This is a genomic window from Lysinibacillus irui (assembly GCF_028877475.1).
Lineage (GTDB): Bacteria > Bacillota > Bacilli > Bacillales_A > Planococcaceae > Lysinibacillus > Lysinibacillus irui.
In genome coordinates, this window is sequence record NZ_CP113527.1 from 1898876 (window position 1) to 1924534 (window position 25659).

The window sequence follows — 25659 nt, forward strand, 5'->3', positions numbered from 1 at the left end:
TTTATTTACAAATATTGTAATATAAGCTATTTTTATACACAAAGGTTGTTCACCTTCATAGGGCCACTGAGTGAGCAGTGACCCTACGTATCAAGTCAGGAGGTGTAAGGCTAAAATTAGCTTTACACTATTATATGTATGAAAAAGTAGCTTTTAATGCTAGTTATTGGCCTGTGTAATAGATTATTTTTTGTCGGACGACTAAATAGTGCACCAATTGTCGGATGAGGTGCTACGTTTCCTGCTATTGTTGTGACTAAGGGAGGTAATGGATGTGGATTCATTAACAAGATTGAATGAGGCTATTGCTTATATCGAGAACAATTTAACAGAGGACATTAACCTAAAGGAGGCTGCTAGAATTGCCTATTGTTCAGAATATCATTTTAAACGCATGTTTTCTTTTTTAGCAGGAGTCTCGTTGTCCGAGTATATTCGTCGTAGGCGTTTAACTCTCGCTGCGCTGGAACTATCGAACTCCTCTATGAGAATTCTCGATATTGCGGTGCGTTATGGCTATCGCTCTGCAGACGCTTTTACAAGAGCCTTTCAGCAAATGCATGGAGTCACACCATCCGAGGCAAGACGAAGTGGTCAAAACTTTAAAGCTTTTCCAAGGATGACCTTCCAACTAACAATAAAAGGAGGTAGTGAAATGAATTATCGACTCGAGCACAAAGAAGCATTTCACATCATTGGTATTATGAAAAGAGTACCAATTGTCTTTCATGGAGAAAATCAAGCCATTACAGAAATGGCACGCACTTTAACTATGGAGGACATTGAACAACTTAAAAAGCTGTCCAATGTAGAGCCAAAGGGAATCATCCAAGCATCTGCTAATTTTTCAGAGGGGAGAATGGAGGAAAAGGGTGAGCTTGATCATTACATTGGTGTAGCCACAACAAAAACCGTTTCTACCCATTTTACACAGTTGGATGTACCTGCTTGTACGTGGGCTGTCTTTGAAGCGATCGGGCCTTTCCCGCAAACCCTTCAAGAAACATGGGGACGCATTTATGCCGAATGGTTCCCGTCATCTGGCTATGAGCAAATAGCAGGGCCTGAAATTGTCCGTCATGCAAGCACTGAATTCTCTTCGCCAACCTTTACAAGTGAAATTTGGATACCTATTCAAAAAATGAAGCCTCTTGTATAAAGCGAGGCTCTCTACCGTATTTTCGTTCCATTAGGTACGGCTTGGTCAGGAGTTAACAGAATGACATCGCCTTCAACTGGCACCCCACCAATCACTAACACCTCTGACTTAAAACCAGCGACTCGACGCGGAGGGAAATTGACAATCGCCACGACTTGCTTACCAATCATTTTTTCGGGTGAATAGCGCTTAGTAATTTGGGCAGAAGACTGTTTAACACCAAGCTCCTCACCAAAATCGATCGTCATTTTAATAGCGGGTACTCGTGCTTTTGGCAGTTCTTCAGCTTCCAACACCGTGCCAATTCGTATATCAAGTGCTGCAAAATCTTCTATTGTCGCCATAAATAGACTCCTTTTTATAGCAATGTTATCATTATCTAGAAAAATATTCAAAAAAGAAGAGCACGCATAGTGCTCTTCCTTTTTTAACGACGGTGCTCTACCAGGTCAATGGCTCCTAACACAATGTGTGCTAAGCCAAAGCCAAAAAGGGTATTAGCTACCATTTTGTTGGAACCATGTTTTTGCTTCATGGCATACCCTGCTGCAGTAACTGCTGACCCTAAAATAGTGGGGATTAAACCTTCACGAATACCATTCATAAATAGATCCCTCCGTCGTCTAATTTGGCATGATTTTCACACCATTCTTACTATGAACGATTTGCAACCATACTATACTAAGCATCTACCGTATCGATAATAAAAGCAGTAATTGCTGTTTTTTCTGCATTCGTAAAGGCTTTGCAAAATAGCACAATAGCACTTTCTTCATGGTCAAACCATAAATAGCGTATCTCTGTTACAAAGTAACTTTGATCGTTCATTTCATACACATCAATGTCCAGCAATGCTTCATCAAGTGGCCATGTCAATTTGCCCTGTAACTCGAAAACTTCCTGCAAAAAGGTAGCCGTTTCCTCCGTTAGTGTTTGCTCTCGTATAAGTTTTTCATATCTTTTATGTACTAAATCTTCCAATGTCTTTTTTGTTAATGCGATTAATTGCTCCTCCATTTGCATCGTATTCCACCCCATTATATAGTCAATGCCTCCTGCAAAATAACATGTGCTAACTTATGATCGTTGATTAAATCAGGCACTCCCTCGGGCTCCACCCAAATCCGGTCAATTGTTTCATGCTCACCCCAAAACGGTAGACACTCTTCAATGGTTATTTTGTAAAAAAGCTGATAGCCAATCATTGGATATTTACCGCCTTCAATAAAAAATGGGTTTTCTTCGTGACTTACTTCAATCGCACCGATATATTGAATAGAACCTTTCACATAACCTTCTTCTAAAGCCTCGCGATGCAGCGCCTCCTCTGGGGTTTCCCCAAATTCAACATGGCCACCAGGATAATTAAATCCACGATTTTTAACGTACACGAGTAAAACACGACCATGGTGAAAACAAATACCATGTACACTGGTCACTTTACTACTTTCTTGTAAGATTTGTTGAGGAAGCCATGTCAGCTTAATAGACTGTCCGCTCCAATTGACATACTGTTGTATCATCCATGTTACCTCCTATCGTAACTATTGTAGTGAATTTTAAAAAGTTTGTATATGTACATTTTGGGATAATTTTGAAACGAAAGGCACAATTAATCGTATACTAGAATAAGGGGGACTGCATATGAAGTATGTAAGTATTGGAACAGTATTGTCAATTGCAGGTGTGCTCTGTTCAATCTTTTTCTGGGGCACGGAGAAAGCCCATTTACTTCCAGGGCTGTTAGGAGGAATCTTCATCGTCGTCTCGATATTAATGTCCGGAGCCTTGGCAAACGGGGATAGAATACGTGCTAATTTCGCCACAGAAACGCAAGAAGATCGAAACGACCGCAATCGTATCATGAAAAACACCTTACTACTAGCATTACCAAATATGATTGTAGCCATTTTCGCCTATTACATGTGAAGACTTGTGAAATAATGGGTGACTGATCCGTCGGGGTGGGGCTATCGATCAAAAAAGGCGTGCTATCCACCAGAAAGCCCGTTGTATCGATCACATATGGAATCCTATACATCAGAAAGCCCATTTTATCCATCACATATAGATTTTTATCCGCCAGTTTAGGGACCCAAACCATCTGGAGCGGGGCTATCGATCAAACTAGGAGCTCTATCCACCAGATAGCTCGTTGTATCCGTCACATATGGATTTTTATCCGCCAGTTTGAGCAGCCAATCCGTCTTGAGCAGAGCTATCAATCAAAAAAGGCGTGCTATCCACCGGTTTGTCCGTTGTATCCATCACATATAGATTTTTATCCGCCATTTTAGGGATCCAAACCATCTCGAGCGGGGCTATCGATCAAAATAGGAGCGCTATCCACCAAATAGCACGTTGTATCCGTCACATATAGATTTTTATCCGCCATTTTAGGGAACCAAACCATCTTGAGCGGGGCTATCGATCAAACTAGGAGCTCTATCCACCAGATAGCACGTTGTATCCATCACATATAGAATCCTATCCATCAGAAAGCCCATTTTATCCATCACATTTAGATTTCTATCCTCCAGTTTAGGTACCTAAACCATTTGGAGCAGAGCTATCAATCAAAAAAGGCGTGCTATCCACCGGATTGTCCGTTGTATCCATCACATTTAATGTTTTATCCGCCAGTTTGAGCAGCCAATCCGTCTGGAGCGGGGCAATCAATCAAAAAAGGCGTGCTATCCACCAGATTGTCCGTTGTATCCGTCACATATAGATTTCTATCCGCCATTTTAGGCACCTAAACCATTTGGAGAAATGCTATCGATCAAAAAAGAAGGATACATTATTCATCACCTCCAGTAACCCAACCGTTTTCAAAAAATCCAATCCATCTAACCAGAAAGGATGTTGTGCCCTATGGAAGAAGAAAAAGATTATTATCCAGAAGCCTCCAGATATACGTTGGCTGTTGTACTTTTTACGCTTATTGTTTGGGGTATTTATGATTGGCGAAATGCCCATGTCTATAGTTTTCAGTTCCTATTAATTAATGAAATTGTTATTACGCTTAGCATCGTGCGCTATATTTTGAAGAAGAGAGATCAGAAACGTATGCGCTCTTCATAGTCGTTACATATAAAATCATAAAAAGTGTCACATCTACCCTAGGTGTGGCTTTTTTTGTTGCATTTAATAGGGATGAGTACATTTGCAATAGAGAGGTGGTACTATGCAATTAACAGATGGCACACGGACATTTGAAACGGACATGATTGATGAGGCTGCCATTAAAAAGGATCGTGATGAGCAGGAGCGGGAAATGCTCAATGCCTTTGCACGTTATGCTTACTTACGATACAAGCAAATACGCGACAAAGTAAATCCTCGTAAATGCAGATATATGTATATCCATCAAGTTCGCCAGCAACTAACATCTCCCGCTAGGCTCCAACGTGTTTGCAAGTTGTTATCGATGACGGAAGAAGAAGTTCTATACATTGTGGAATTTGTGCGAAAGTATCTGAAATACGTGAAGTAAACCTCATCTCAATAGATGGGGTTTTTTTACATAATTTCTAGAGAGAATTGTTTCTCAACCACCCACTGGATATAGTATGATGAACGTGGATAAAGGAGTGAGAGTAGTTGAGATTTATTAAATTTCTAGTGGTCATCGTAATTTTCCTTGGCTTGGTTGGATACGGTGTATTACATTTCGGTACAAAATTTGCCTCAGAAAAGATTGTTGATACATTATCAACAGAATTAGAAAACAGTGGGCAAATGGACGAAATTAAAAACACGATTGAAAATGATCCGCAATTAAAGGCCTATATGGAGGAAGCCCAAACGGTAGATAGAAGTACATTGCCATTTACGACAAAAGAAGAGGCGACTAAAGTGTTGATTCAAAAAGTGGGGATCACAGAGCTGAATGATATTCGAGTAAAATTACAAGATGGCTCGATGACACAAGAAGAAGCCCTGCAAAAGGTTGAAGGGAAACTGTCAGATGAGGAAATCGCCGCTTTAAAAGTCATCGTTTATGAAGAGCTATATCAATAAAATGAAGCAGAAGCAAACGTTTGCTTCTGCTTGCTCATTAACCATCACAAATCATTAAAATATTCCCATCTAAATCTTGAATGTTGAAGTAAGCAAAGTCATCAAAACGTTCTATTTCACGAACAATTGGAATGCCTTTGTCTTTGATATATTGATAGGCATCGTCAATATTATTGGTGTAGAAGTTAAATAACACATGTTTTGATGGCTGAAGCTTAAAGCCCGGATCAAATGTGTGATCATCTAGGGTAATACCTGTTTCTGAGGTAACGGGTAGATTGTAAACAGGAGATACTACCTTTTCTTGAGAATAGGGCAGACCGAGAAGCTGACTATACCACTCTGCTGATTGATGTAAATCTCGGACATGAATAAAAACATTATTTACTTTTTTAGTAAGAGGGGACGCTGCAATTTTCATTTATTTACCACCTTTCTATTGTTTTAGTATAATTTCGCTAAAAATTTGATTTCACCTGCTTGTAAAGGCGTGCTCTTATGGCATGTCTTTTTTTTATGAATGTCCCTTTTTCTCGGAATTTCTTTATATAAGTATTGAAGATAGACACAACAGCGAGAAAGAGGGATGGGAATGATTTATCGCGTAGCGAAAAAGGGGAATTTTGTTGTATTGGACAAAGAATTTTTAAATGATGACCAATTAAGCTGGAAAGCAAAGGGGTTACTTGCCTATATGCTGTCTTTGCCAGATGATTGGTCTTTTAGCCTTTCAGATTTAGCGACACGAAGTAAATGTGGGCGAGAAGCGACAGCGAGTATTATGGATGAACTGATAGAGGCGGGCTATTTACAAAAAGCACAAAAAAGAACAAAGGATGGTAAGTTTGGCAAGGTGGAATTTTTCGTCTTTGAAGCGCCAACATGTGCTGCCATGCCGTCAACGGGATATCCGTCAACGGTAACACCGCAAACGGAAAAGCCGACACTACTAAAGAATAAGTTACTAAATAACCAATTACTAAAAAATAAAGATCATGATGATAAGAAACCTATGTCCACTGCCTCTCACTTTTATGTGCAACAAGGCTTTGGCTCTCAATGCGCCTATATCACGAGTAAAATTCATTATTGGCTCACTATTTTTTCGGAGGAAATGGTTGTTCATGCGATGAAGCTAGCTGTGGAACACAATGTTTTACGCTGGAGTTATGTAGAAAAAATCCTGCAAAATTGGTTTAATAACAAAATAAAAAGTCTGGCAGATATCGCAATCGATCAACAGCATTTTCAAGCACGTAAGCAACAGGTGCAGCCGAAGAAAGCTAAAAGACGTCGAGAAATCATTCCAAAGTGGTTTCATCAGCGTCATGAAGAAGACCCTCCAAGTAATCAGCAGCCAGCTATTGATTTTGAAGCAGAACGTCAAAAAATATTAGCATTATTAGGGAGCGGATAATCATCCGTATACCATATTGGCTTCGTCCATGAAAAGTGATCATGATCCTGTAAAATTAGCTGAATTCTCTCTAAGGCGTCGTCAAAGGATGGTGGGTCATATTGACGTGTCCACACAATGGTTGAAAAAACAGTCATTGCAGCATATAAGGCATAGAGTTGCCAAAAAGTCTCGTCTGGAGCAGAGGGGAAGTAGCCATTGATTTGCCCTATACAAAAGGGGATGCTATGTCGTCTACTAAATAAGGCGAGGTTATAAAAATCATGATAGGGATCGCCCACATCAAAGCCATTAAAATCGATAATCCCATTGAACGTCTGGTCTTTACAAATGATGTGACCAAGATGGAAATCATCATGAAGTAGAGTAATGGGACGGTGCTTTAAAAGTGGCAAATGGGCATCAATAAAGCTCACAAGTTTAGTTTCCTGTGGAAGATGATAGGAGTCCTGTTGGTATGCCTTAAAATAAGTAAAGAATTTCTTTCGCTGTGATGCCTCCCAATTCATGTTTTGAGGGGGATTCACTCGATGAATAGCGCTTAATTGTTTCCCAGCAGCTAGCCCAAGCTGATATTGCTCGGAGTCAGAGAGTTGATGGATAGTCTCATCTGCAGGGGAGCCTTCCAAAAAACTGACGACCATTGCGGATAAATTGGCCTCACGAAGCACCGTATAGTCAATCGCTTTATGCGTATGAACACCTTGTTTTGCTAGGTCTTGTAGCAATGTAAATTCCTTTTGGCGTTTTTCGTGATGCACAAGGTCTGATAATCGTACGAAATAACGCGTTTCCCCAACGGTTATGAGATATTTGTCATCAGGTGAATAGCCTTTGTTGACTTTTGTCATGTGCGTAAAACCGTGTAAGCTTGGTAATTGATTCATAATATCTACTAAACGCATATTTTTCTCCCTCTCTTTCAATATTTTAGAAGATACAAAATACTACAGGAGACATTGCTTTGTCAATATCTTGGAGAGAAGGAAGGGGTAAAAAATTCATATTGAAAACATAGTAAAAGAGCACAACTAACTAGAAATCACATAAGTGCGAGCATTTACTAATAATAAGGGAATGTCTTTGCTTTCAAGGGTCCTTCCCTCTCTAGCAGTAAGCCCCATGAGCACGATCCTCTTAGCAACAAACATTTCCCTAGAACTGTAAATAAAAAGTATGATTTGTAAAAAATTGATAGGAAAGGACGGTGCACTATGAGTTATGTTATTGAGAAACAAATGATGTCAGGGTTACCTAATCAGGCGCTTGTGGCAGTAAAATACGTTGTGGCACATGAATCAGGGAATAGCAGTAATACAGGGCCATACGCATTGGAAAATGAGATTGCCTATATGAATAAAAATAAAGCCAATGCCTTCGTATCTCACTGGGTAGGCGGTGGTGGACGAATCGTACAAGTAGCCCCAGTGAATCGGGTACAATATGGCTGCGGTCCGAAAGGCAATCCGTATAGCTATGCCCAGGTCGAGCTGGCGCGGACGTCTGACAAGGAACAATTTAAAAAGGATTATGCGGCATATATATGGCTGTTACGTAAACTAGCCATCGAGGCAGGTATTCCTACTGTATTAGATGGAAGTGGTAATGGCATTAAGTCCCATCGTTGGATTGCCGACAATTTGGGTGGAACCACACATTCAGATCCTTTTGACTATTTAAAAAGCATGGGGATTACAGAAGCACAGTTCCAGCAAGACATTAAAAATGGACTTGAGGAGGGATTAACCGTGTCACAATATAATGAGCTGAAACAGGAAATCGAAGCGCTAAAAAGCTTGTTGGCTGAAAAAGCAAGTTTACAATCAAGCAGGGATGTAGGCGCAGCCCATAAAGAGGCGTGGGAATGGGCTGTTAATGAGGGCATCATCCGTGGGGATGGCAGTAAGAATATGAACCCAGCCGGCGTCCTCACGCGTGAGCAAATGGCGACCATGCTCAAGCGGTATTACGATAAATTTATAGCAACCAATTAACTTGGGGATACTGAAGGATAAAGCTCATTAGCAATCAAGAGCTTTATCCTTTTTCTTAGAATAGAGGTATTCTCAAACTTTTGTCGAATGTAGTAGAAGAGAGGAGGGGTTTGGATGATAACAAAAATAAGAAAAGTGAAATTTGAACAAGAAAGGAAAAATCCATTATATCAAGTAATTATGGAGTGTCCGGATGGAAAACAATTATATGTAAAGTTTGATTATACCTATAAAACGAAAAATTTTTGGCCACTAGAAGTAAATTATAATAAAAAGAACTACGGAGCGAAATTAGCATGGTATACCAATAAAGTCGAGAAAATGACAGTCGCTTTATTTTTAGAGACGATTGCTAAAAAAATCAACAAGAAATACGACTTTGACTTAAAGCAACAATAAAAAAGCAGCACCCTAACAAGAGTACTGCTGAAAAGCCTGTTCTTTATTTTGTTGAGATATAAACAATCAATGCTGCCTCATCAAATGTTACGTTTGCGCCAAGAGCCTGACTAACAAATCGTAAAGGCACCATTGTTGTTCCTTGATAAATTTCAGCAGGATGGCTAAGCGTGATTGTTGATGAAGTACCATTTGCATCAACATAAGCTTTTTTATTCCCCACACCAATCACAATTTTTTTACTGTCCTTTACTGCCGTCACTTTTTTTGTGGCACTATCATAGGAAACCGTTGCCCCAAGCGATTCAAAAATAGCCTTCATTGGCACGAGGGTTGTACCATTTTTCATATAAGCACCTGGCGTATAATTTTGTTTTTCATTATTCAAATAAACCGCCACTTTTGTCAATGCAGGAGCAACAGTTACTACAGGTGTCTGCGTATAGTTGCTTTGTCCGCCTGAAGAAGATCCACCTTGATTGCTGCCATTGCCATTATGATAATGGTAGCCTGAACAAAGACCCTTTGCCTTTGATTTTTCTGAACAGTTGTGACCGCCATTACTATCTAGACGTCCAGGATGAGCGTCCGCTATAGAGGTTGTAGCGAAAAACAATGTCAGCATCGCTAAAAATAATACTAATTTTTTCATATAAATCCTCCTAAAATTGAAATACATGGTTATTATACTATTAAAAAGTAAATTTTGACATGTTTTTATAGGATTTTAGATTGAGAACAATGTTAAATGAATACAAAAGTGGCACTAACAGACAATGGAATGCGTGTCTTGTTAGTGCCTTTTTTATACCTAAGTTTATCCAAAAAAGAGCATCAACCCTTTTTTAGATCAATGCCCTGCAACGAATTAACATCTTACATATTTACGTTTAAATCCCACTCGTCCTCGTTCTACTTCCTTTTGGATATTTTCATATGCGTGGAGTGTCGTGCTTTTTTTGTTATCTCGCTTCATTTCTACTGGACCAATAGCCTGTGCCGTTTCAACAGCCAGGTCGTGAAGTGGCACATAGGAAATGGCCACAGTGTAGAGAAAATTATTCATCGCAGATTTAGTCCGTTCTGGCGCATTATGAATGGTCGTTTTCACCACTTCGAGCATGTTGGCCAACTTGCTCTCTGAAAATTCGTTATCCTTGCGATTTCCTAATAACCAGCAATAGCAGCTCCAACCCGCTGACATTTTCAGCTCCTCACCGCTCGCAATCCATGCATCCGCCACTTCTTGGGCAATCGGCGCTTCCGCTAAAGTGACCGCTACGACATAATCAGACAGCATATAAAAATAAGCGGAATCCATCCAGCGATCAAAATCTTCTGCAGTCATTGCCTTTGGATCGGCAATAACCCCAGCAAAATACATCGCATCATAATTGCCTGTAGCATAGAGCTCCTCCGCTAAAGCCTGATCAATTTTTATTTTCTTCGCGATAGGCTTCATAGCACCTGTTGCTACGCCAAACAGTGGCTCATGCGCACCATTCGACATATACATTTTTTTCGTACGTTCCTTGCCTAGAGCCTCTAGCTCCTGCATCACCATTTCTGCATCCATACTAGCACTTCCTTCTTCGCTTTTTTCTACGTCATTCTTATTATCCTATAGTGGATGTCCTTTTGTCATGGTCGATGCTGTTTCACGAAGCGTGTTAAAGTCTATTCCAAATAAACATAAATTGTGCGGCATCAGACTCGAGGGCAATTTGGTGATAGTCAGTAGAATCATCATCTATAATCAAGCGACCTTTTTGCACATTTAAAATGGCATGTTTCACTGATTCTGGATGTTCCGTTGAGTAGTGGGAATCCTTTAGGAGGGTCAGGGCAGATCGACATTTATGTTTATCAATTCGCTCATTTTTTCCTTTGAAATATAGCTTTATTAGATAGGGGGTATCATCGATAATTAAACCGAGTTCAGGATTTGATCTTACTGTTAATTCCTCACAATACCAATTAGCCTTACCAGGTTCAAACCATTTTACATCTTTATTTTTAAAGAATTTCACATAGGCTTTTACAGCTTCTTGATAATTTTTCTGTCGGGCTGGGAGGGCATTGTCCACAATGTCGAGTAAATAGGAGTCATTCAAGCGCTGTTCATGGTATTTTTTTAAACCGTCGCGTAAGGCCTTCCAATAATCTTTAATCGGATGATAATCTCCCTGATATTTTATATCTTTCACAAACTTCGTCTTAGCTGCACTTCCTTTCATCGTAAAGTCTGTAAATTGAGTTAAACCAATTGATGGCTTTGTTATAATCGTCACGCTCACATCACCCTTCTTTCATCTTCCATAGATTAGTATTATATTGGCAAGCGTAAAATTATATGATTTTATCGAGATTTTGAACGGGGTAGAAAGAGTTCTATTAAGATAGAAAAATAAGTTTTTTAAGAAAATATGTTTAGATGTGTTTGAGCTGGGAATATAAATAGCGAGCTAGTCAAAGCTCAAAAAAATATTTAGGAGGAATAGAAATGGCTAACAAGCAAAACAATCGCAACAGAAACAACAATGAAAACATGACTGTCGAAGAAGCGGGACGTAAAGGCGGAGAAGCTACCTCCAGAAATCATGATCGTGATTTTTATGAAGAGATTGGACGTAAAGGCGGAGAAGCTACGTCTAAAAATCACGGTCAAGAATTTTATCAGGAAATTGGACGCAAGGGTGGGGAAGCTACGGCTGAAAACCACGGCGAAGAATTTTATGAAGAAATTGGACGCAAAGGCGGAGAAGCTACCTCAAAAAATCACGACGACGATTTTTATGAGGAAATAGGCCGTAAAGGTGGAGAAGCTCGCAGTAAGCAGCGTAGTGATAACTCCAACGGTAACCGTCGTAATAACGATAACAACTAAATTATTCACGTATAATATAACCCTTCACACCAAAGGCGTTTGTAGTTGATTAACTACAAACGCTTTTTTATTGTGCATTTCCTCTAAAGCGCAGGATAAATTTGTTGAATTTCTCCTAATTGTAGTATATATTTAATCCGCTTCTATTATAGTATCAATAGCTTGTGTTTTAGAGGAAATGAGGATAGAAACATGACAAAAGAAAAAGAACTATATGATGTAATCTACGCCGTCATACAGGCTGTTGGCATGACGGTGACGATAAAACAAGACCATTCGGGTATTAATATGAGTTACAATTTCATTGGGGATTATGTAGGATTTGATGCAAAACGATTAATAGAAGCGAGAAATGAGCTAAAGCTGCCAATTTCACTTGAGGTGTATGTAAAAACAATGACCTTACATGAACTAGGGCATGCGATGGATCGTGAGGCATTACAAGCATCACTACCACGCACAATTGAAATTTTTACGATGAAAAAACAATATTCCTTAAAGGAGATTTATCGTCAGGAGCATCTATTAACGATGATGCTTGAAGAACACGAAATGAATATTCAATTTGAGCAAACAGCATGGGATAACGCAAGAGCTCTTAACCATATACACCAGTTCGTATCGGAAACAGAGTTTGACAATATAATGCAGCATAGCCTTGCAACATATAAGACATTATATGAGCAAGATGTGCAAGCCTATCACCATCTTTTGAACCAGCAGGTTGTTCAATTAGCATAGCTAGAAATCATTATTTCATACCTTGCTGGGAATAGATCATACCAAATAGGGCAATGTAATACTACTTGGAGGTGATTATTTTGACAAAAGGTAAGCAATATAAACGCCAGTCAGAATTGGCGGAATTAGCGACAGATTTAAGTCCAGATGATTTAGATGTGCGTGAAGATAATCCTTTAACACAGGAACAAAAGAAAAATTCGAACGAAAGTAATCGTTCAAACAAAGCACGCAAATCTCAATCATAACCTCTACACCACAATCACTTTGATTGTGGTGTTATTTTAATTTGGTAATTTTTGGACCAATGTCGAGGATACTTCGCTTTGAGGGGCGTATCCTGTAGCTTACAGTGTTCTATCTGTCACTTAGCGCGTGCTATCCGCTACTTTTCTGATTCTATCCGTCTAATTGAGCAATCTATCCACCAGAATAAAACGTATCCTCCACTTTGATTGCTCTATCCGTCACTAAGCGCGAGCTATCCGCTACTTTTCTGATTTTATCCGTCAAATTGAGCAATCTATCCACCAGAATAAAACGTATCCTCCACTTTGATTGCTTTATCCGTTACAATGAGCGAGCTATCCACTACTTTTCTGATTTTATCCGTTACATTGAGCAATCTATCCACCAACATAAAGCGTATCCTCCATTATTGGTCAACAGGTAGAGAGAGGCAACAGATATATTTACAAATATCATCAATGCCTACTTTAAACAGAGGAATATATGTTAGAATTTATATAACTAATGAGAGGAGTTGGAAAAATTGTCTTTATTTATTGTATTTTTAGGGATCATCGTTATTGTTGGTATCGTCAGTAATGTAAGTAAACAACACAATAAATCGAACGATCAATCACATCATATTCACTCAACAAACGATTTTCTAACCCATAATACACAGATTTCCTCACAAGACAGCCATCATTGTGCTGATTCAAGTTCACCGACCAGTGATTCGTCCTGTGGCTCATCCGCTGACTGAGTAGAAAATGGAAGATAATTCTTTAAAAGTGTTGGATACTAGCTCGAAATAGTGACTGGAGTGATCAAGTTGGAGTGGAATGCGCTCCAAAGTGAGTTCAAGGTGATCCAAAGTAGTTAGGCCCCGCTCCAAAGCGAGGTCAAAGTGATCCAAAAGAGAGTGAACCCGCTCCAAAGTGAGTTCAAGGTGATCCAAAAGGGGTCTGACCCGCTCCAAAGCGAAGTCAAGGTGATCCAAAGTAGTTAGGCCCCGCTCCAAAGCGAAGTCAAGGTGAACCAAAAGAGTTAGAACCCACTCCAAAGTGGGGTCAAGGTGAACCAAAAGAGTTAGGCCCCGCTCCAAAGCGAAGTCAAGGTGATCCAAAGTAGTTAGGCCCCGCTCCAAAGCGAAGTCAAGGTGATCCAAAGTAGTTAGGCCCCGCTCCAAAGCGAAGTCAAGGTGAACCAAAAGAGTTAGGACCCGCTCCAAAGCGAAGTCAAGGTGATCCAAAGTAGTTAGGACCCCCTCCAAAGTTGGGTCAAGTGATCCAAAAGAGAGTGAACCCGCTCCAAAGTGAGAGCAAGGTGATCCAAAAAAGTGTGGACCCGCTCCATAGTTGGGTCAAAGTGATCCAAAAGAGAGTGAACCCGCTCAAAAGAGTGACCAAAGTGATCCAAAAGAGTATGAAGCCGCTCCAAAGCGAAGTCAAGGTGATCCAAAAGAATGGGAACTCGCTCAAAGGAGTGACCAAAGTGATCAAATAAAGTGTCAAACCGCTCCAAAGCGTCATCTAAAGTGATCCCAAAAAGTTACCCACCGCTCCAAAGCGAGGTCAACTGTTAAAAGCATATATTTCAGAATGCCCAAGACCTCCGTAGAACCTCCATTATCAATAAAGCTGGAACCTAATATACAGGTCTCCAGCTTTGGTTATATGTACGACTTATTTTAATTGTCTTGTTTTTGCATCTAGCATGTACTTAGCCAGATTGACATTAGGGGGAATTATACTTGCAGTCACTTGCCATTCAACGAGGGTTTTCTTAACTGTGTTAATCCTTTGTTTTCAGGAGCAGGTAATAAATATCTGGGACTGGTTTCTCTACAATTTCTATTTATTGCGCTGATTCATCGGTGATATGTTTGGCAATAAAGTAATGAATGGCTACGCATGGCTTGTAAAATGACAATTTACTTGGCTGAAACAAAAGAAAACCGCTATGAGCAACATACTTCCTATGATATAGCGGCGCTTTTTCATAGAACTAAAAGAGTTGCAAGAGAATATAATTGATGATCCACCCTCCAATAAAACCAATTACCCCGGCGAACATTAACACACGTCCATGTGTTGTTGCTTCATAGTCTCTTTTCAGAACAACACCCATACAACATGCGACAATTCCTAAAAATAGGGGGAAAAAGCCAAGAGCTAGCACAGCCGATAGCCAGCCAATGGTTATTAGTATTTTTTTGCCGTTCTTGTCGTTATTCATATCGCACCTCCATTTCCTATCATATCCATTATATATAATTTGTGGTCTTCGTATGTATGAAAAATATGTGTCCAGACATAGCGAAGTGGGTAATGGATTGTGCCAAAAATACCCCGGATAAAGATGGATAATTACAATCACCAATCATAAGCTGGCATTCTATCTACCATTTGAAAAACGGCATCCCTTTTTCCTACAAATGGTTAACTAATTATTCTCACTAATAGGACAATAACGTCAAGTCCTACGATAATCGATGGAATCCGTTTGATGGAAAAATTTGTGGTTTGTGATACAAGACTACATTATGTGGGGGCTATAAGTTGTTTTAAAGATAAACAAATAGCGCAAAGGGAACAAAATACCGTAATATAATAATAGGAACTGAAAAAATAGATTTAGAGGGGAACTATGGGCTACATCATGGATTTACGTCGGGAGGTCGGCACGAAGCCACTGATCATGGTAGGCGCAAGTGTCCTCATTTTCAATGAAAACATCGAGCTACTTCTACAGCATCGTAAGGATAATGCGTGCTGGGGACTAATTGGTGGTTCGATGGAATTGGGAGAAACACTTGAAGAGGTGGCCATCCGGGAAATGTATGAAGAGAGTGGACTCATTCCTACTGACTTAGAGCTCTTAAACGTATTTTCTGGTCAGGAATTTTATTATCAATATCCACATGGGGATGAAGTTTTTAATGTCATTGCGGCATATGAATGTCGTAGCTTTTCAGGTGAATTAAAGTATGATGAAGAAGAAGCAATAGCGATAGCATTTTTTCCACTGGATCAGCTGCCTAAGAAGATGAGCCCGCCAGATCAACAAGTCATAAATGATTATCTTCATAAAAAATAAGCAATAGATAGAGAGAATTTGGAGGGACTAAAAATATGATACGATTTGAAAACGATTATGCGGAAGGCGCACATCCAAAAATTTTAGAGCAATTAGTAGCAACGAATGAAGAGCAATCACCAGGCTATGGGATGGATGAGCATTCGGAAAAAGCACGTGCCTATATTAAAAAAGCCATTGCAGACGAGCAGGCAGACATCCACTTTTTAGTTGGAGGAACGCAAACGAATACTACTGTGATCGCCTCTATCCTGCGTCCACATCAAGGGGTAATTGCAGCAACAACGGGTCATATTGCGGTACATGAAACAGGGGCAATCGAAGCGACTGGTCATAAAGTTTTGACATTGCCAAGTGATGATGGCAAGTTAACGGCTACACAGGTGAAAGCATGCATCGAAGGACATTGGCAAGACAGCACACATGAGCATATGGTGCAGCCAGGCATCGTGTACATATCACATCCTACGGAAAATGGCACGACATATAGTAAAGCAGAATTAACGGCTTTAAGCGACGTTTGTCGAGAGTATGGTCTGCCGTTGTTCTTAGATGGAGCCCGTTTAGGCTATGGACTTGTGGCGCAAGATAGCGATTTATCTTTAGCAGAGATCGCCAAGCTTTGTGATGTATTTTATATTGGTGGCACGAAAATGGGGGCATTGTTTGGCGAAGCCGTGGTGATTGTCAATCCCGCATACCAAAAGGATTTCCGCTACATGATCAAACAAAGGGGAGGGCTGCTTGCCAAAGGTCGCTTATTAGGCATTCAGTTTGAAACTTTATTTGAAGATCAACTTTATATGGATATTTCCCATCATGCTGTTGACATGGCGATGCTAATTCGCCAGGCATTTATCGACAAAGGTTTTGACCTGCGCTATGATTCAAAAACTAATCAGCAATTTCCGATTTTACCGAACAGCTTGCTCGCAACACTAGGCGAAAGTTACTCCTTCTCCATTTGGGAAGCATTCGATGATCAACACACCGTTGTTCGCTTTTGCACAAGCTGGGCTACTAAAAAGGAGAATGTGGATCGTTTGATCGAGGACATTCAACAATTAGCCTAATCATCCACTGCACCTATTTGTTGGGTGCAGTTTTTTCCTAATATTCCCTCATGATTGCTATAATAGTAATGAAAGGAAAGGTGGTCATCCATGACGCAGTATGTAGCACTTTTAAGAGGCATTAATGTAGGTGGGCACAATAAATTGAAAATGGCTGAATTAAGAGAAGCTCTTATACCACTAGGCCTGCAAAATATACGGACTTATATTCAAAGTGGCAATATATTATTTGAATCAAGTGAATCGGAGGTACGCTTACAGCAGCAAATTCAAGAAACCATCCAAACAGCTTTCAATATCTCAAGTATCGTGATGATTAGAACTGCCGAAGAACTGCTAGCCATCGTAAAAAACTGTCCGTTTTCACCGCAAGACATAGCGGATGCAAGTGCTACAGCAACAGGGGAAAGTCTCCATGTCGCCTTACTGCCAATGGCACCTATGGAAGAGAATGGTGCTAAATTAGTAGCATATGAAAGTGAAAAAGAGCGTTGTATCATCAATGGCAGAGATGTCTATCTGTTATTTTACGATAGCATCCGTAATGCCAAGCTTAGTCAACAGCTGCCTAAACTGGAAGTACCAGCAACTGTTCGCAATTGGAAAACGATGATGAAGCTCGCTGCTATGGTGGATCAGTAAGAATAATAAACAGTATTGGAGGGATAGAATGAGACGAGATCAATTAAGTTATTTCATTTATCCAATTATCTATTTCATTGTAAGAACGTTTAATCAATGGAGAAAAGATCAATCTATCACGTGGGCAGAAAATACGGTGACACTGATTGGAACAATGGTCATCATGTATGCTTTTATTTGGTTGTGGAATTGGTCAAAAAAGCCGTATCAATGGGGAAAGAACAAAAAGGAAACATAATACAGGAGAGCAAATTTCTACGCCCCTTGAAATGTTGCTCTTTGTAGCTGCTCAAAAAGTTACTTATCATTAATACATAAAAAAACTGCAGTGAAATGAATCACTGCAGCATAGAATTGGTTGATACCCTTTGAGGTTTTCATTAGTATTATAGCAAACTTCTTTTTTTCTGTATAGAAAACATTCCCTTTACATCATTTTTTGTAATGTTTGCATCATTATCTTATGGAAGTTTTCTTTATCCCACAATAGGAAGGTTCGCTGTTCACCCAATTCGTCTACTAATTGTTTTACAAGACAATAACCTAAATAATAGGCTAGCCGAGTTGCTTGAAAATGCTGACCGCCATTGATGGAGAACCACTCTTTCCACACATAGGCTGCGTCATGTGTAGTTAAATCTATGAAAAATTGTTGAGCAATGGTCGATTGGTTCGTTTCAGCAAACTCCAGCCATTTTGGATCTTCTTCAAATGCAAAGTATTCATCTAATCTTGCCTGTACAACTTTTGTCGATAGATAAGTAGCGACCCCCTCCTGTAAAAGCCACGTAATAGGATGTACCCAATCAATTTTATCCCATTCAATCCCGTGCTTGTCGCTATACAAACAGTGTGCTACATGACCAAATTCATGACCGATAATAATGTTTAGATGTCGCTCATGCTTAGGCATTTTCTCTAAGCAAAAAGCAACATCAGGGTTATATTGACGGTAAGTAAAAGCATTACTTCCATATAAGCCAACAAGTAAATGTACATCACTAGTAAAATGAATTGTATACATTTTTTCATATTGGGCTGCGATGGTCGGAATGAACTTGTAAAGCATATGTCTTAATCGCAATAAATCAAGCAAAATGACCGCATGTTTTTCTATTGCAGCCTGCTTTTTTTTCTCAACATGATGGCAATGATAGTGAAAATACTCCTCATAATGCTTTTTATTAGAAGCATAGTAATCTGTCAAATATTTCGCAGTAGGTTGATAGTGTTGCACAAATTCAGTTACCGTATCGAAAATAATCATCATATGCTCCTGACCTAATTAAATTTTTCTGGCTTGGTCACTTTGATGGATGTGACTTCTCCACATTTTTTACAAAACATTAAAATGAGCTGAAAAAGATGCTCTATATGTTGTCGCTGCTTTGCTCAATTAGAAAATTTAAAACAGTCGTTAAGTGTACATTATGGTTTTTGACACGCGAAATTATATCCTCCAATTTTTCTAGCTTCTGTTGCATTAGTTTGTCCATTTAAACCTGCGTCATCTCTTGAATCAATTATTGGGTTTCCACCCTGATCAAAACATCGATTCATGTAGTTCATTTTTTCTTTATGTGTAAGATATCGATCCCAGAAAAAATATCCAATGAAAGAAACCAAACCAATTCCTGCAAGCCATGCTACAACGGCGTATGGTGTTATTTCTCCATCTTCATTTTCTTTATAGATGATGTCGCCATCGTAATTTTCCATGTCTATCCCTAATGTTAAAAGTGTATTATTAACCTCTTTAGAAGTTAGTGACTCTAGAGATTCATAATAATTTAATTCTTCATCTGTGAAATGATATTTTTCTTTAGCTGTCTCTTCATCAAACTCTAGTTTCTTTGTATTAAAATTATATAATACTGATTCGGCTAAAGCACTTTTTACTTGCTAGTTCATTGGCATGCCCAAAATTCGGTAAAACTGTAGATACAATCAAAGTAAGTATCAAACTGCAAATAAAAACATTTAACTTTTTCATTACAACGATTCTCTTATTATGTATTTTGTTAAAATAATACATTTATGTGATATAATATGTATTATTTACATCATTATACATAATAACCATAGAAATGTATAATATAATAAAGAATGTGAGGTGTGCCTAATTGTATTTCTCAAATATCCAATTTTTAATGTTGATATTTGCTTTTATTATTGTAGTTTTCAGTGCTATTAAGGTTTATCAAATAAGAAAGGAATATTTGATTAAGCAGAGGGAACTAGAGGCTGAATTCGAAAGAATCGAATTGGAGAGACAAAAAATAAAGGCAAATAAAAGCGAACCTGAGAAAGCCAATAAATAAAATAACTTGCTTGTTTATACGCTATTTTATACATGCTTAAGCTAGTAATTTAACTAAGTGCTGTTAAATCAACAATGTATAAAAATAACCTGTAATCTAACTGAAAAGGCAGTAACACGAAGGGTTGGCCCTTTGTCGTTACTGCCTTTTTAAAATGTTATGTAAAGTTAAAATGTATGAACGTGAATAAAACTTTTTTTGCAATGTTCTTAAAAAGTCCGAATAAAAACCAGTTACAATCCGTTTTAAACGATTGTGCGAAGCGTAAGGGTACTCACATTTTAACACCTACAGTCTTAGTGGAGTACGTAGGTGCGAGTGGTAACAATATTACTTACTCAACACAAACAAAATATTCGTACCATTCATTTTGAAAAACAAGCAAAAGGTATTAATCCTTTTGCTTGTTTTTTTTATTGTGTTTGATTGTTAAATGTAATGAGAAACTTATCCCAACGATCATCATTACAGAAAAAACAACCGTGAACGTTTCTTTATAATAGATGGATGTAACAGCCATGACAATCGAACTAATGATAAGGGCTACACGTAATAATAGATCTGTTTTTTTACTTGGATTAAAAAAATCTTGAAGAATTGCAAATAAATAAGCTAATCCGAAAAATATAATGTACTCATAAACCAACACAGGCTTCACAGAATCGGGAATTCCTAAATACAGTAATTGAAATACGACAAGAAGCAATGCTACATATTTTAAATATTTATAGGAGTTTTTTGACAAATTATCACCCTTTTTTATAATAGATTAACATTATGAAACAAGTGTTAGTTATTTGTATAGGAGTTGATTTTTTGGTTTAAAATCGTCTATTAAAATCTTTTTTAGAAGATGAAATGTAAGTAAGCCTGTAGCCATTATAGAGCCGATTGGGCGAACATTTCCTTCACTCGTTATACTGCCAACTTGTCCCGTTGCAAATATGTCATTGCCGTATACTTGGCAAATTTGTTTATTTTCCATCTTATCACCTCGTTATGTAAATTTTAACATAAAAGTCATCTGGTTCGCTTAAAACTTCAAGGATATTAGTTTAAAAATAAATAGTTTAATGTTAAACTATTTTACGTTACTAATGAGAGTAAATGGAGGAATGAAAGATGGATCGAGTAAAAAATAAAGTCGCCTTAGTGACAGGGGGTGCGTCTGGAATTGGTTTATCAGCAGCTACACTATTAGCTAAGGAGGGCGCAAAAGTGGTCATTGCTGATTTCAATCTAGAGGGTGCTAAAGAAGCAGCTGATGCTCTAGTAAAAGAAGGGTTTGAGGCGTCAGCGATTTTCCTTGATGCTGGGGATGCTTCATCGATAGAAGGAGCGGTGAATTTTACTGTTGAACAATATGAAACTTTAACAGTCCTATTTAACAATGTCGGTCTAACCAATTTAAAGAAAGATTTAGATGTGGTGAATATTGATTTAGATGAATGGGACCGCTTAGTCAATGTGAACTTAAAATCAATCTTACTTGGCAGTCGTTTTGCGATTCCGTATATGCAAAAAGCGGGTGGGGGCTCAATTATTAATACCGCTTCCATGGCAGCATTCGCAAGTGATCAAATACGTACAGCCTATGGCGCTACAAAAGCAGGTGTAGTGAATATGACGAAAAACATTGCCACACAATATGGCAAAGATCATATTCGTTGTAATGCGGTTGCACCAGGTCTTATTTTAACACCAGCTGCCAAAAATAATATGCCAGAAGAAATGCTAGCGATCTATTCCAAATTTAATGCGCTCCCATATCATGGGGAGGCCGATGATATCGGTCATGCAGTTGTATTTTTAGCTTCGGATGAATCAAAGTTCATGACGGGCCAAACATTACAAATCGAAGGTGGGCATTATCTCGCTAATCCAACAATAGCCGATACAAATAACTGGTTAGCCACGTTATAAGCTAGCTAAAAGAGGTTGTCTCCTAATGGACAACCTCTTTTTCAACTACATTTGCGGAGCTTCCAATCCATACTGTGCCCATTCCTCTTTTGCTGGACCGTAAATGCCTGGAACCGTTAAACCAGCCTGGCGCATTAAAACGGTCATTTGTCCACGGTGATGGCTTTGGTGCTGTAACAAAAATAACAGCAGGGAGCCGTTGGGCATTTGCTGGCCGATAAATTCAATCTTTTCCTTCATTGTCTCATCAGTCCATTGTGTTTGGATCGCGTCTACGAAGGCTTGACTGGCTTGAAGATAGCGATCTGCAATTAATTGTGCAGAAGTTGGAACAGGAAAATCTTGCGCAGGTGCTTCAAATGATAAATTCGTATTCGAAGTAATTATCCGAATAGCAGCGACGGTATGCCATGCTATACGTCCTAACGTCCAATTATCAGCAGTAATGACTTGATTAAGTGATTCATCCGTAAGTTGATTGAGTAGTTTGTGTGTAGCAGCCGCTTCAAAAGACCATGATTGTAAAAAATCCTCTACTGTTTGAAACATTAAAATACCTCCCAAAATATAGTAGTCTCATTTCTATTTTGCTATGTGTCCAAAAGAAAAACAAGATAATATATTGCATAAAAAGGTAGTGCAATTGAAAGCATGATATACATCGTCCATTCACCGACGGTTAGTTTTCTTTGCCATCTCGTTAATTTAAGCTGTCGACGATAGATCATACTAGCCAATAAAATTGTTATTAAAGAAAGATCCTTTACATTACCTAAAAAGGTTATCACAGTATCAGCTCCTTTAGGCTGTTGCAATATATGTGATGAGTTAAGTGAACATACCAATCTGTGACAGTTTTCATTGAACAAAAAAGTGCGTCTCTATCTAACATAGAAACGCACTAACCATTTATTCATCTCGAATAACAATAAATACTCCATTAAATATAAAGAGGGAGCCTAACCAGAAGGACAGCCCAATAGTTTCTCCTAATAACAACCAGCCTAAAAAAGTGCCGACTATGGGTTGAAAGAAGAAAAATAAGCCGCCGCTAGAAGCATTCATTAACTGAAGCCCTTTATTCCACAATAAAAATCCACCAGCTGTTGACACAATGCCCAGATAAAGCAAGCCCCCTGTAATCGTTGGCTGCAATACAGTTGTTAAATCTAACTCTTGTAACCTAGGAAGGACAAAAGGTGTTAATAGAATAACAGCAATCATCGATGAATAGGTTGTCACAACCATTTGAGAATACTCGCTCGGTACTTTTTTCACTAACACAGACATCAATGCCCAGGTTAAGGCAGCAATTAGTAAGTAGAGTCCACCTAATTGCTGCGTGACGTCGATTTGCCCATTGCCCACGATAATCCCGACACCAATCGTTGCGAGGACAATGGATATACATTTTTTGAGCGTTATACGTTCCTTCAACATCAAACGTGCAAAGACAACCATAAAAGCAGGAGTTGTCGCTGTAATAATCGCGCCCATCTGAGCAGTAGATAGCAAGGTACCCATTTCTTGCGTAACAATTGAAACGGTATTGCCAATGAGGCCCACCAGAAAAATGACTAGCCAATCTTTTTTAGCAATTTTCCACGATTGCTTCATCATGATGCCAATCATGCCTAGTGCCACCACCGCAATTAAATAACGAATCCAAACAAGCTCCAATGGTGGCACAACATCCACCACTACTTTAACTACTACATACATGGCGCCCCATATACTCGCTGCTAGCGATAAAAAGCTAGCGCCGATCACTTTATTTCTCATGTTTTTTCCTCCGTTTTCATAGATCCCTATGCCCTTAACGGAGAAAAAGTTCTTCTACCGTTAAGGAAGAAGAAGTCCTGGTACGTCCTGTTCAAATAATGGAGCAAACATCATATCAATTACACCATCCTATTTTTCATTTTTTACTTAGTATAATGGAATACGTCTTGTTTTCATAGTGTTCGGGAAAATGCACCTTTATAACTTTATTAAAATAATGGCTTTGGAAATCCATTCAGGTGAGCAATAATTGAGATTTGTCCAACATGGTATGCCTCATGTGTGTAAACATGATGAAACAACCACTGAAATGTTGGGACTGAAGGTGGCGTCCAGCCATCAGAAAACCTTGGTACTTCTACTAATGCATTAAGTTCTGATTGGTCCAATGTATGGAGAATGTCATCCGTATAATTTCTAATTTGAATATAGCTATCTAGTAGTTCTTTAGGCGAGCAATCCTCATGAAGATGTAATATACAACTCTTCTTAAGGCCAATTTCATTTACCCAATAGTCCTCGCTACTTGCTATATGAGAAATAATCCAAGCTAGATTATTGGGATAGCCATCTGATGTCTTAAACCAAAATGCCTCATCAAGTTTAGTTAGGTAAGGTATTAACGTTTTTCTAAGATCATTCCGATATGGAAACGGCAAAAAAATCAATCCTTTCAAATATTGATAGTAGAATAAAAAAATCACCTACTAACAGGTGATTAATTACGACTGCCTTTAAGTTCTCTTCCAATGAATAGAACACCCATTCCATACACAATAGAAATAGCTAAAGGTACAAGAGTGAAAGCATGTTCTACAAAGAACCCACCAAAGATGAGAGCAGAAAAACAAGCTCCTAACGTAATGAATAAATAAGCTTTACTTTTATAAATCCATAAGTAAGGAAGAAAATGAGAGCCTGCAAGTAAACCAATGGTGAAGGGAAGGTAGTCAGGTATTTTCATATACACAAGAATAAAGACAGGTAAATAAAATGCTTGAGGAGCGGCAACGATCCCTCCTAAAGTCCCTAAAGGGTTACCAGGAACGTTTAAATTAACACCAAGGATTTTACTAATGAAAAACCCAATAGGAAAAATCGCACCTAAGCCAAATATCCAAATTAAACGAACAACTTCTATTGGAAAAACAAAGGGCATGAAGGTGAAAAGTAAAAAGACAAAGGCGCCAGCAAGCAAAATCGGAAATCCTTTTTTCGCTTCAACAATCATTTCATGTTGTAAATGTACAAGTGTTTTATTCATAAACGACCACCTTTCGTATCAATAAAATACCACTATAATATACCAGTATTACACTATTATTACCATAGATGATTTATGAATGGGAATTTTGTGATTACTTTATTTTTGAGCCTGGGCATTTTTCTGTCGTTTAATGAACTTAGTAGGCCATTGTGTCACAGTAAGATGGCTATTTTTTCATTTTACGTATATATACAAGTTGTCCGATATGGTATGCATTATGAGTCGCAGCATTCGAAATAATTGCCCACCATTCTGCCTTTACAGGATAGCCATTTACAATAGATAAAAGCTGCTCTTCCTCAATGAGCTCTTGCCATTGGAGTAGTATTTGTAACAGCTTTTCTTTTAATTCAGAGAAGGTCTTCTCATCTCTAATGGTAAAAGTGTCATCGTTATTCGTCTTTGCACTGGCATTAACTTGATTTTCCTTATACCGTAATTGCCATGTTTCATTCCAATAAATTAGATGTTGGACTATTTCTGCAATACTATGGCTGGACTCATCAGGTTTCCAAAATGCTTCTTGTTCAGTTAGTCCGTCAACAGCTTCATCGAATGAGATATACCAACTACGATCATTCGCATTAGCTAGCAGCTGATCTAACAATATCGTCTTCGCATTCATCATTCACTTTTCATCTCCTTTATTTTTAATATATCATTCTTCTAAAGCAGAGGAAATAAGTACTAAATTCATAGGGCTC

36 protein-coding genes are annotated in these 25659 nt (G+C 38.6%); 16 read left to right on the forward strand and 20 right to left on the reverse strand.

The genetic code is table 11. The features are described 5' to 3' along the window. Nucleotides 1-274 precede the first annotated feature (274 nt). Nucleotides 275-1159, forward strand: coding sequence for an AraC family transcriptional regulator (locus tag OU989_RS09340; RefSeq protein WP_274796868.1), 885 nt, complete (start codon nt 275-277; stop codon nt 1157-1159). An 11-nt stretch (nt 1160-1170) separates the two neighbouring features. Here OU989_RS09340 and csaA read toward each other — a convergent pair whose 3' ends face one another. The 4 genes from csaA to OU989_RS09360 form a co-directional block, all read right to left on the reverse strand. Then, nucleotides 1171-1503 carry a chaperone CsaA gene (gene csaA / locus OU989_RS09345; protein ID WP_274796869.1) on the reverse strand — a complete coding sequence of 111 codons (333 nt, stop codon included), beginning with the start codon at nt 1501-1503 and terminating at the stop codon, nt 1171-1173. Nucleotides 1504-1586: 83 nt separating this feature from the next. After that, a complete protein-coding gene (locus OU989_RS09350) occupies nt 1587-1763 on the reverse strand; it encodes a hypothetical protein (protein ID WP_036128914.1) in 177 nt (58 codons plus the stop codon). 77 nt (nt 1764-1840) lie between these two features. Then, entirely contained in the window at nt 1841-2197 is a 357-nt protein-coding gene (locus tag OU989_RS09355; protein ID WP_274796870.1) for a DUF7668 domain-containing protein, read from the reverse strand. Beyond that, a complete protein-coding gene (locus OU989_RS09360) occupies nt 2197-2682 on the reverse strand; it encodes an NUDIX hydrolase (protein WP_274796871.1) in 486 nt (161 codons plus the stop codon). The genes OU989_RS09355 and OU989_RS09360 overlap by 1 nt, the downstream gene beginning before the upstream one ends. Before the next feature lie 121 nt (nt 2683-2803). On the opposite strand from OU989_RS09360, the gene OU989_RS09365 reads away from it, so the two are divergent. From OU989_RS09365 to OU989_RS09380, 4 genes are all read left to right on the forward strand, one after another. Beyond that, nucleotides 2804-3088 carry a DUF5316 domain-containing protein gene (locus OU989_RS09365; RefSeq protein WP_274796872.1) on the forward strand — a complete coding sequence of 95 codons (285 nt, stop codon included), beginning with the start codon at nt 2804-2806 and terminating at the stop codon, nt 3086-3088. Between the two features lie 945 nt (nt 3089-4033). Then, nucleotides 4034-4243 (forward strand): hypothetical protein, encoded by a 210-nt coding sequence (locus OU989_RS09370; RefSeq protein ID WP_274796873.1) that lies wholly within the window; start codon nt 4034-4036, stop codon nt 4241-4243. 103 nt (nt 4244-4346) lie between these two features. Continuing rightward, nucleotides 4347-4655 carry a hypothetical protein gene (locus tag OU989_RS09375; protein ID WP_274796874.1) on the forward strand — a complete coding sequence of 103 codons (309 nt, stop codon included), beginning with the start codon at nt 4347-4349 and terminating at the stop codon, nt 4653-4655. Between the two features lie 107 nt (nt 4656-4762). After that, on the forward strand, nt 4763-5182 hold the full coding sequence (locus OU989_RS09380; protein WP_274796875.1) for a hypothetical protein: 420 nt from the start codon (nt 4763-4765) through the stop codon (nt 5180-5182). 37 nt (nt 5183-5219) lie between these two features. On the opposite strand, the gene OU989_RS09385 is transcribed toward OU989_RS09380, so the two are convergent. Beyond that, nucleotides 5220-5603 carry a VOC family protein gene (locus OU989_RS09385; protein ID WP_274796876.1) on the reverse strand — a complete coding sequence of 128 codons (384 nt, stop codon included), beginning with the start codon at nt 5601-5603 and terminating at the stop codon, nt 5220-5222. 171 nt (nt 5604-5774) lie between these two features. Between OU989_RS09385 and OU989_RS09390 the strand changes: the two genes are divergently transcribed. After that, nucleotides 5775-6599, forward strand: a complete 825-nt coding sequence (locus tag OU989_RS09390; RefSeq protein ID WP_274796877.1) for a DnaD domain protein — start codon at nt 5775-5777, stop codon at nt 6597-6599. Here the strand turns inward: OU989_RS09390 and OU989_RS09395 are convergent. Then, on the reverse strand, nt 6566-7504 hold the full coding sequence (locus OU989_RS09395) for an aminoglycoside phosphotransferase family protein (protein WP_274796879.1): 939 nt from the start codon (nt 7502-7504) through the stop codon (nt 6566-6568). The two genes, OU989_RS09390 and OU989_RS09395, sit on opposite strands and share 34 nt — an antisense overlap. Nucleotides 7505-7813: 309 nt before the next feature. Here OU989_RS09395 and OU989_RS09400 point away from each other — a divergent pair, with 309 nt between their 5' ends. After that, nucleotides 7814-8593 (forward strand): N-acetylmuramoyl-L-alanine amidase, encoded by a 780-nt coding sequence (locus OU989_RS09400; protein ID WP_274796880.1) that lies wholly within the window; start codon nt 7814-7816, stop codon nt 8591-8593. A gap of 114 nt (nt 8594-8707) precedes the next feature. Then, on the forward strand, nt 8708-8992 hold the full coding sequence (locus OU989_RS09405; RefSeq protein WP_274796881.1) for a hypothetical protein: 285 nt from the start codon (nt 8708-8710) through the stop codon (nt 8990-8992). Between the two features lie 43 nt (nt 8993-9035). On the opposite strand, the gene OU989_RS09410 is transcribed toward OU989_RS09405, so the two are convergent. The 3 genes from OU989_RS09410 to OU989_RS09420 form a co-directional block, all read right to left on the reverse strand. Next, a complete protein-coding gene (locus OU989_RS09410) occupies nt 9036-9644 on the reverse strand; it encodes a copper amine oxidase N-terminal domain-containing protein (RefSeq protein ID WP_274796882.1) in 609 nt (202 codons plus the stop codon). 216 nt (nt 9645-9860) lie between these two features. After that, nucleotides 9861-10568 (reverse strand): DNA alkylation repair protein, encoded by a 708-nt coding sequence (locus tag OU989_RS09415; protein ID WP_274796883.1) that lies wholly within the window; start codon nt 10566-10568, stop codon nt 9861-9863. 94 nt (nt 10569-10662) lie between these two features. Next, nucleotides 10663-11283, reverse strand: a complete 621-nt coding sequence (locus OU989_RS09420; protein WP_274796884.1) for a hypothetical protein — start codon at nt 11281-11283, stop codon at nt 10663-10665. Nucleotides 11284-11495: 212 nt separating this feature from the next. Here OU989_RS09420 and OU989_RS09425 point away from each other — a divergent pair, with 212 nt between their 5' ends. The 3 genes from OU989_RS09425 to OU989_RS09435 all read left to right on the forward strand — a co-directional run bounded on the left by OU989_RS09425 (nt 11496) and on the right by OU989_RS09435 (nt 12868). After that, nucleotides 11496-11879: a KGG domain-containing protein gene (locus OU989_RS09425; RefSeq protein WP_396631739.1), complete on the forward strand. Its 384-nt coding sequence runs from the start codon at nt 11496-11498 to the stop codon at nt 11877-11879. Between the two features lie 192 nt (nt 11880-12071). Beyond that, on the forward strand, nt 12072-12620 hold the full coding sequence (locus OU989_RS09430; protein WP_274796885.1) for an integrase: 549 nt from the start codon (nt 12072-12074) through the stop codon (nt 12618-12620). An 80-nt stretch (nt 12621-12700) separates the two neighbouring features. Next, complete coding sequence (locus OU989_RS09435; RefSeq protein ID WP_274797402.1) at nt 12701-12868, forward strand: hypothetical protein; 168 nt, start codon at nt 12701-12703, stop codon at nt 12866-12868. 1987 nt (nt 12869-14855) lie between these two features. On the opposite strand, the gene OU989_RS09440 is transcribed toward OU989_RS09435, so the two are convergent. Beyond that, a complete protein-coding gene (locus tag OU989_RS09440) occupies nt 14856-15086 on the reverse strand; it encodes a hypothetical protein (protein ID WP_274796886.1) in 231 nt (76 codons plus the stop codon). A gap of 411 nt (nt 15087-15497) precedes the next feature. Between OU989_RS09440 and OU989_RS09445 the strand changes: the two genes are divergently transcribed. The 4 genes from OU989_RS09445 to OU989_RS09460 all read left to right on the forward strand — a co-directional run bounded on the left by OU989_RS09445 (nt 15498) and on the right by OU989_RS09460 (nt 17900). Further along, complete coding sequence (locus OU989_RS09445; protein WP_274796887.1) at nt 15498-15947, forward strand: NUDIX hydrolase; 450 nt, start codon at nt 15498-15500, stop codon at nt 15945-15947. Between the two features lie 35 nt (nt 15948-15982). Next, complete coding sequence (locus tag OU989_RS09450) at nt 15983-17020, forward strand: threonine aldolase family protein (RefSeq protein ID WP_274796888.1); 1038 nt, start codon at nt 15983-15985, stop codon at nt 17018-17020. A 90-nt stretch (nt 17021-17110) separates the two neighbouring features. After that, nucleotides 17111-17662 (forward strand): DUF1697 domain-containing protein, encoded by a 552-nt coding sequence (locus OU989_RS09455; protein WP_274796889.1) that lies wholly within the window; start codon nt 17111-17113, stop codon nt 17660-17662. A 28-nt stretch (nt 17663-17690) separates the two neighbouring features. Continuing rightward, a complete protein-coding gene (locus OU989_RS09460; RefSeq protein WP_274796890.1) occupies nt 17691-17900 on the forward strand; it encodes a hypothetical protein in 210 nt (69 codons plus the stop codon). Between the two features lie 189 nt (nt 17901-18089). Here the strand turns inward: OU989_RS09460 and OU989_RS09465 are convergent, their stop codons facing one another. The 4 genes from OU989_RS09465 to OU989_RS09480 form a co-directional block, all read right to left on the reverse strand. Next, nucleotides 18090-18932, reverse strand: a complete 843-nt coding sequence (locus OU989_RS09465) for a hypothetical protein (RefSeq protein ID WP_274796891.1) — start codon at nt 18930-18932, stop codon at nt 18090-18092. Between the two features lie 158 nt (nt 18933-19090). Next, complete coding sequence (locus OU989_RS09470) at nt 19091-19381, reverse strand: hypothetical protein (RefSeq protein WP_274796892.1); 291 nt, start codon at nt 19379-19381, stop codon at nt 19091-19093. Nucleotides 19382-20374: 993 nt separating this feature from the next. Continuing rightward, on the reverse strand, nt 20375-20728 hold the full coding sequence (locus OU989_RS09475; RefSeq protein WP_274796893.1) for a hypothetical protein: 354 nt from the start codon (nt 20726-20728) through the stop codon (nt 20375-20377). Nucleotides 20729-20776: 48 nt separating this feature from the next. After that, nucleotides 20777-20968: a hypothetical protein gene (locus tag OU989_RS09480; protein WP_274796894.1), complete on the reverse strand. Its 192-nt coding sequence runs from the start codon at nt 20966-20968 to the stop codon at nt 20777-20779. Between the two features lie 137 nt (nt 20969-21105). Between OU989_RS09480 and OU989_RS09485 the strand changes: the two genes are divergently transcribed. Next, nucleotides 21106-21906, forward strand: a complete 801-nt coding sequence (locus OU989_RS09485; protein ID WP_274796895.1) for an SDR family NAD(P)-dependent oxidoreductase — start codon at nt 21106-21108, stop codon at nt 21904-21906. Between the two features lie 45 nt (nt 21907-21951). On the opposite strand, the gene OU989_RS09490 is transcribed toward OU989_RS09485, so the two are convergent. From OU989_RS09490 to OU989_RS09515, 6 genes are all read right to left on the reverse strand, one after another. Next, on the reverse strand, nt 21952-22455 hold the full coding sequence (locus OU989_RS09490) for a DinB family protein (RefSeq protein ID WP_274796896.1): 504 nt from the start codon (nt 22453-22455) through the stop codon (nt 21952-21954). Between the two features lie 41 nt (nt 22456-22496). Continuing rightward, nucleotides 22497-22694, reverse strand: a complete 198-nt coding sequence (locus OU989_RS09495) for a hypothetical protein (protein WP_274796897.1) — start codon at nt 22692-22694, stop codon at nt 22497-22499. Between the two features lie 121 nt (nt 22695-22815). Continuing rightward, nucleotides 22816-23688, reverse strand: a complete 873-nt coding sequence (locus OU989_RS09500; protein ID WP_274796898.1) for a DMT family transporter — start codon at nt 23686-23688, stop codon at nt 22816-22818. Nucleotides 23689-23897: 209 nt separating this feature from the next. Then, a complete protein-coding gene (locus OU989_RS09505; protein ID WP_274796899.1) occupies nt 23898-24347 on the reverse strand; it encodes a DinB family protein in 450 nt (149 codons plus the stop codon). 59 nt (nt 24348-24406) lie between these two features. After that, nucleotides 24407-24952, reverse strand: coding sequence for a DUF7010 family protein (locus OU989_RS09510; protein ID WP_274796900.1), 546 nt, complete (start codon nt 24950-24952; stop codon nt 24407-24409). Between the two features lie 169 nt (nt 24953-25121). Then, nucleotides 25122-25583 carry a DinB family protein gene (locus OU989_RS09515; RefSeq protein ID WP_274796901.1) on the reverse strand — a complete coding sequence of 154 codons (462 nt, stop codon included), beginning with the start codon at nt 25581-25583 and terminating at the stop codon, nt 25122-25124. Nucleotides 25584-25659 lie beyond the last annotated feature (76 nt).

Bases quoted from the DNA above. Each gene is read 5' to 3' on its own strand.
- OU989_RS09395 (WP_274796879.1), bottom strand. From the start codon at position 7,504: ATGCGTTTAGTAGATATTATGAATCAATTACCAAGCTTACACGGTTTT.
- OU989_RS09430 (WP_274796885.1), top strand. From the start codon at position 12,072: ATGACAAAAGAAAAAGAACTATATGATGTAATCTACGCCGTCATACAG.
- OU989_RS09490 (WP_274796896.1), bottom strand. From the start codon at position 22,455: ATGTTTCAAACAGTAGAGGATTTTTTACAATCATGGTCTTTTGAAGCG.
- OU989_RS09510 (WP_274796900.1), bottom strand. From the start codon at position 24,952: ATGAATAAAACACTTGTACATTTACAACATGAAATGATTGTTGAAGCG.
- OU989_RS09415 (WP_274796883.1), bottom strand. From the start codon at position 10,568: ATGGATGCAGAAATGGTGATGCAGGAGCTAGAGGCTCTAGGCAAGGAA.
- OU989_RS09400 (WP_274796880.1), top strand. From the start codon at position 7,814: ATGAGTTATGTTATTGAGAAACAAATGATGTCAGGGTTACCTAATCAG.
- OU989_RS09450 (WP_274796888.1), top strand. From the start codon at position 15,983: ATGATACGATTTGAAAACGATTATGCGGAAGGCGCACATCCAAAAATT.
- OU989_RS09460 (WP_274796890.1), top strand. From the start codon at position 17,691: ATGAGACGAGATCAATTAAGTTATTTCATTTATCCAATTATCTATTTC.
- OU989_RS09390 (WP_274796877.1), top strand. From the start codon at position 5,775: ATGATTTATCGCGTAGCGAAAAAGGGGAATTTTGTTGTATTGGACAAA.
- OU989_RS09375 (WP_274796874.1), top strand. From the start codon at position 4,347: ATGCAATTAACAGATGGCACACGGACATTTGAAACGGACATGATTGAT.
- OU989_RS09365 (WP_274796872.1), top strand. From the start codon at position 2,804: ATGAAGTATGTAAGTATTGGAACAGTATTGTCAATTGCAGGTGTGCTC.
- OU989_RS09465 (WP_274796891.1), bottom strand. From the start codon at position 18,932: ATGATGATTATTTTCGATACGGTAACTGAATTTGTGCAACACTATCAA.
- OU989_RS09410 (WP_274796882.1), bottom strand. From the start codon at position 9,644: ATGAAAAAATTAGTATTATTTTTAGCGATGCTGACATTGTTTTTCGCT.
- OU989_RS09425 (WP_396631739.1), top strand. From the start codon at position 11,496: ATGGCTAACAAGCAAAACAATCGCAACAGAAACAACAATGAAAACATG.
- OU989_RS09470 (WP_274796892.1), bottom strand. From the start codon at position 19,381: ATGGAAAATTACGATGGCGACATCATCTATAAAGAAAATGAAGATGGA.
- OU989_RS09355 (WP_274796870.1), bottom strand. From the start codon at position 2,197: ATGGGGTGGAATACGATGCAAATGGAGGAGCAATTAATCGCATTAACA.
- OU989_RS09445 (WP_274796887.1), top strand. From the start codon at position 15,498: ATGGGCTACATCATGGATTTACGTCGGGAGGTCGGCACGAAGCCACTG.
- OU989_RS09455 (WP_274796889.1), top strand. From the start codon at position 17,111: ATGACGCAGTATGTAGCACTTTTAAGAGGCATTAATGTAGGTGGGCAC.
- OU989_RS09480 (WP_274796894.1), bottom strand. From the start codon at position 20,968: ATGGAAAATAAACAAATTTGCCAAGTATACGGCAATGACATATTTGCA.
- OU989_RS09440 (WP_274796886.1), bottom strand. From the start codon at position 15,086: ATGAATAACGACAAGAACGGCAAAAAAATACTAATAACCATTGGCTGG.
- OU989_RS09385 (WP_274796876.1), bottom strand. From the start codon at position 5,603: ATGAAAATTGCAGCGTCCCCTCTTACTAAAAAAGTAAATAATGTTTTT.
- OU989_RS09360 (WP_274796871.1), bottom strand. From the start codon at position 2,682: ATGATACAACAGTATGTCAATTGGAGCGGACAGTCTATTAAGCTGACA.
- OU989_RS09485 (WP_274796895.1), top strand. From the start codon at position 21,106: ATGGATCGAGTAAAAAATAAAGTCGCCTTAGTGACAGGGGGTGCGTCT.
- OU989_RS09405 (WP_274796881.1), top strand. From the start codon at position 8,708: ATGATAACAAAAATAAGAAAAGTGAAATTTGAACAAGAAAGGAAAAAT.
- OU989_RS09350 (WP_036128914.1), bottom strand. From the start codon at position 1,763: ATGAATGGTATTCGTGAAGGTTTAATCCCCACTATTTTAGGGTCAGCA.
- csaA (WP_274796869.1), bottom strand. From the start codon at position 1,503: ATGGCGACAATAGAAGATTTTGCAGCACTTGATATACGAATTGGCACG.
- OU989_RS09370 (WP_274796873.1), top strand. From the start codon at position 4,034: ATGGAAGAAGAAAAAGATTATTATCCAGAAGCCTCCAGATATACGTTG.
- OU989_RS09515 (WP_274796901.1), bottom strand. From the start codon at position 25,583: ATGATGAATGCGAAGACGATATTGTTAGATCAGCTGCTAGCTAATGCG.
- OU989_RS09500 (WP_274796898.1), bottom strand. From the start codon at position 23,688: ATGAGAAATAAAGTGATCGGCGCTAGCTTTTTATCGCTAGCAGCGAGT.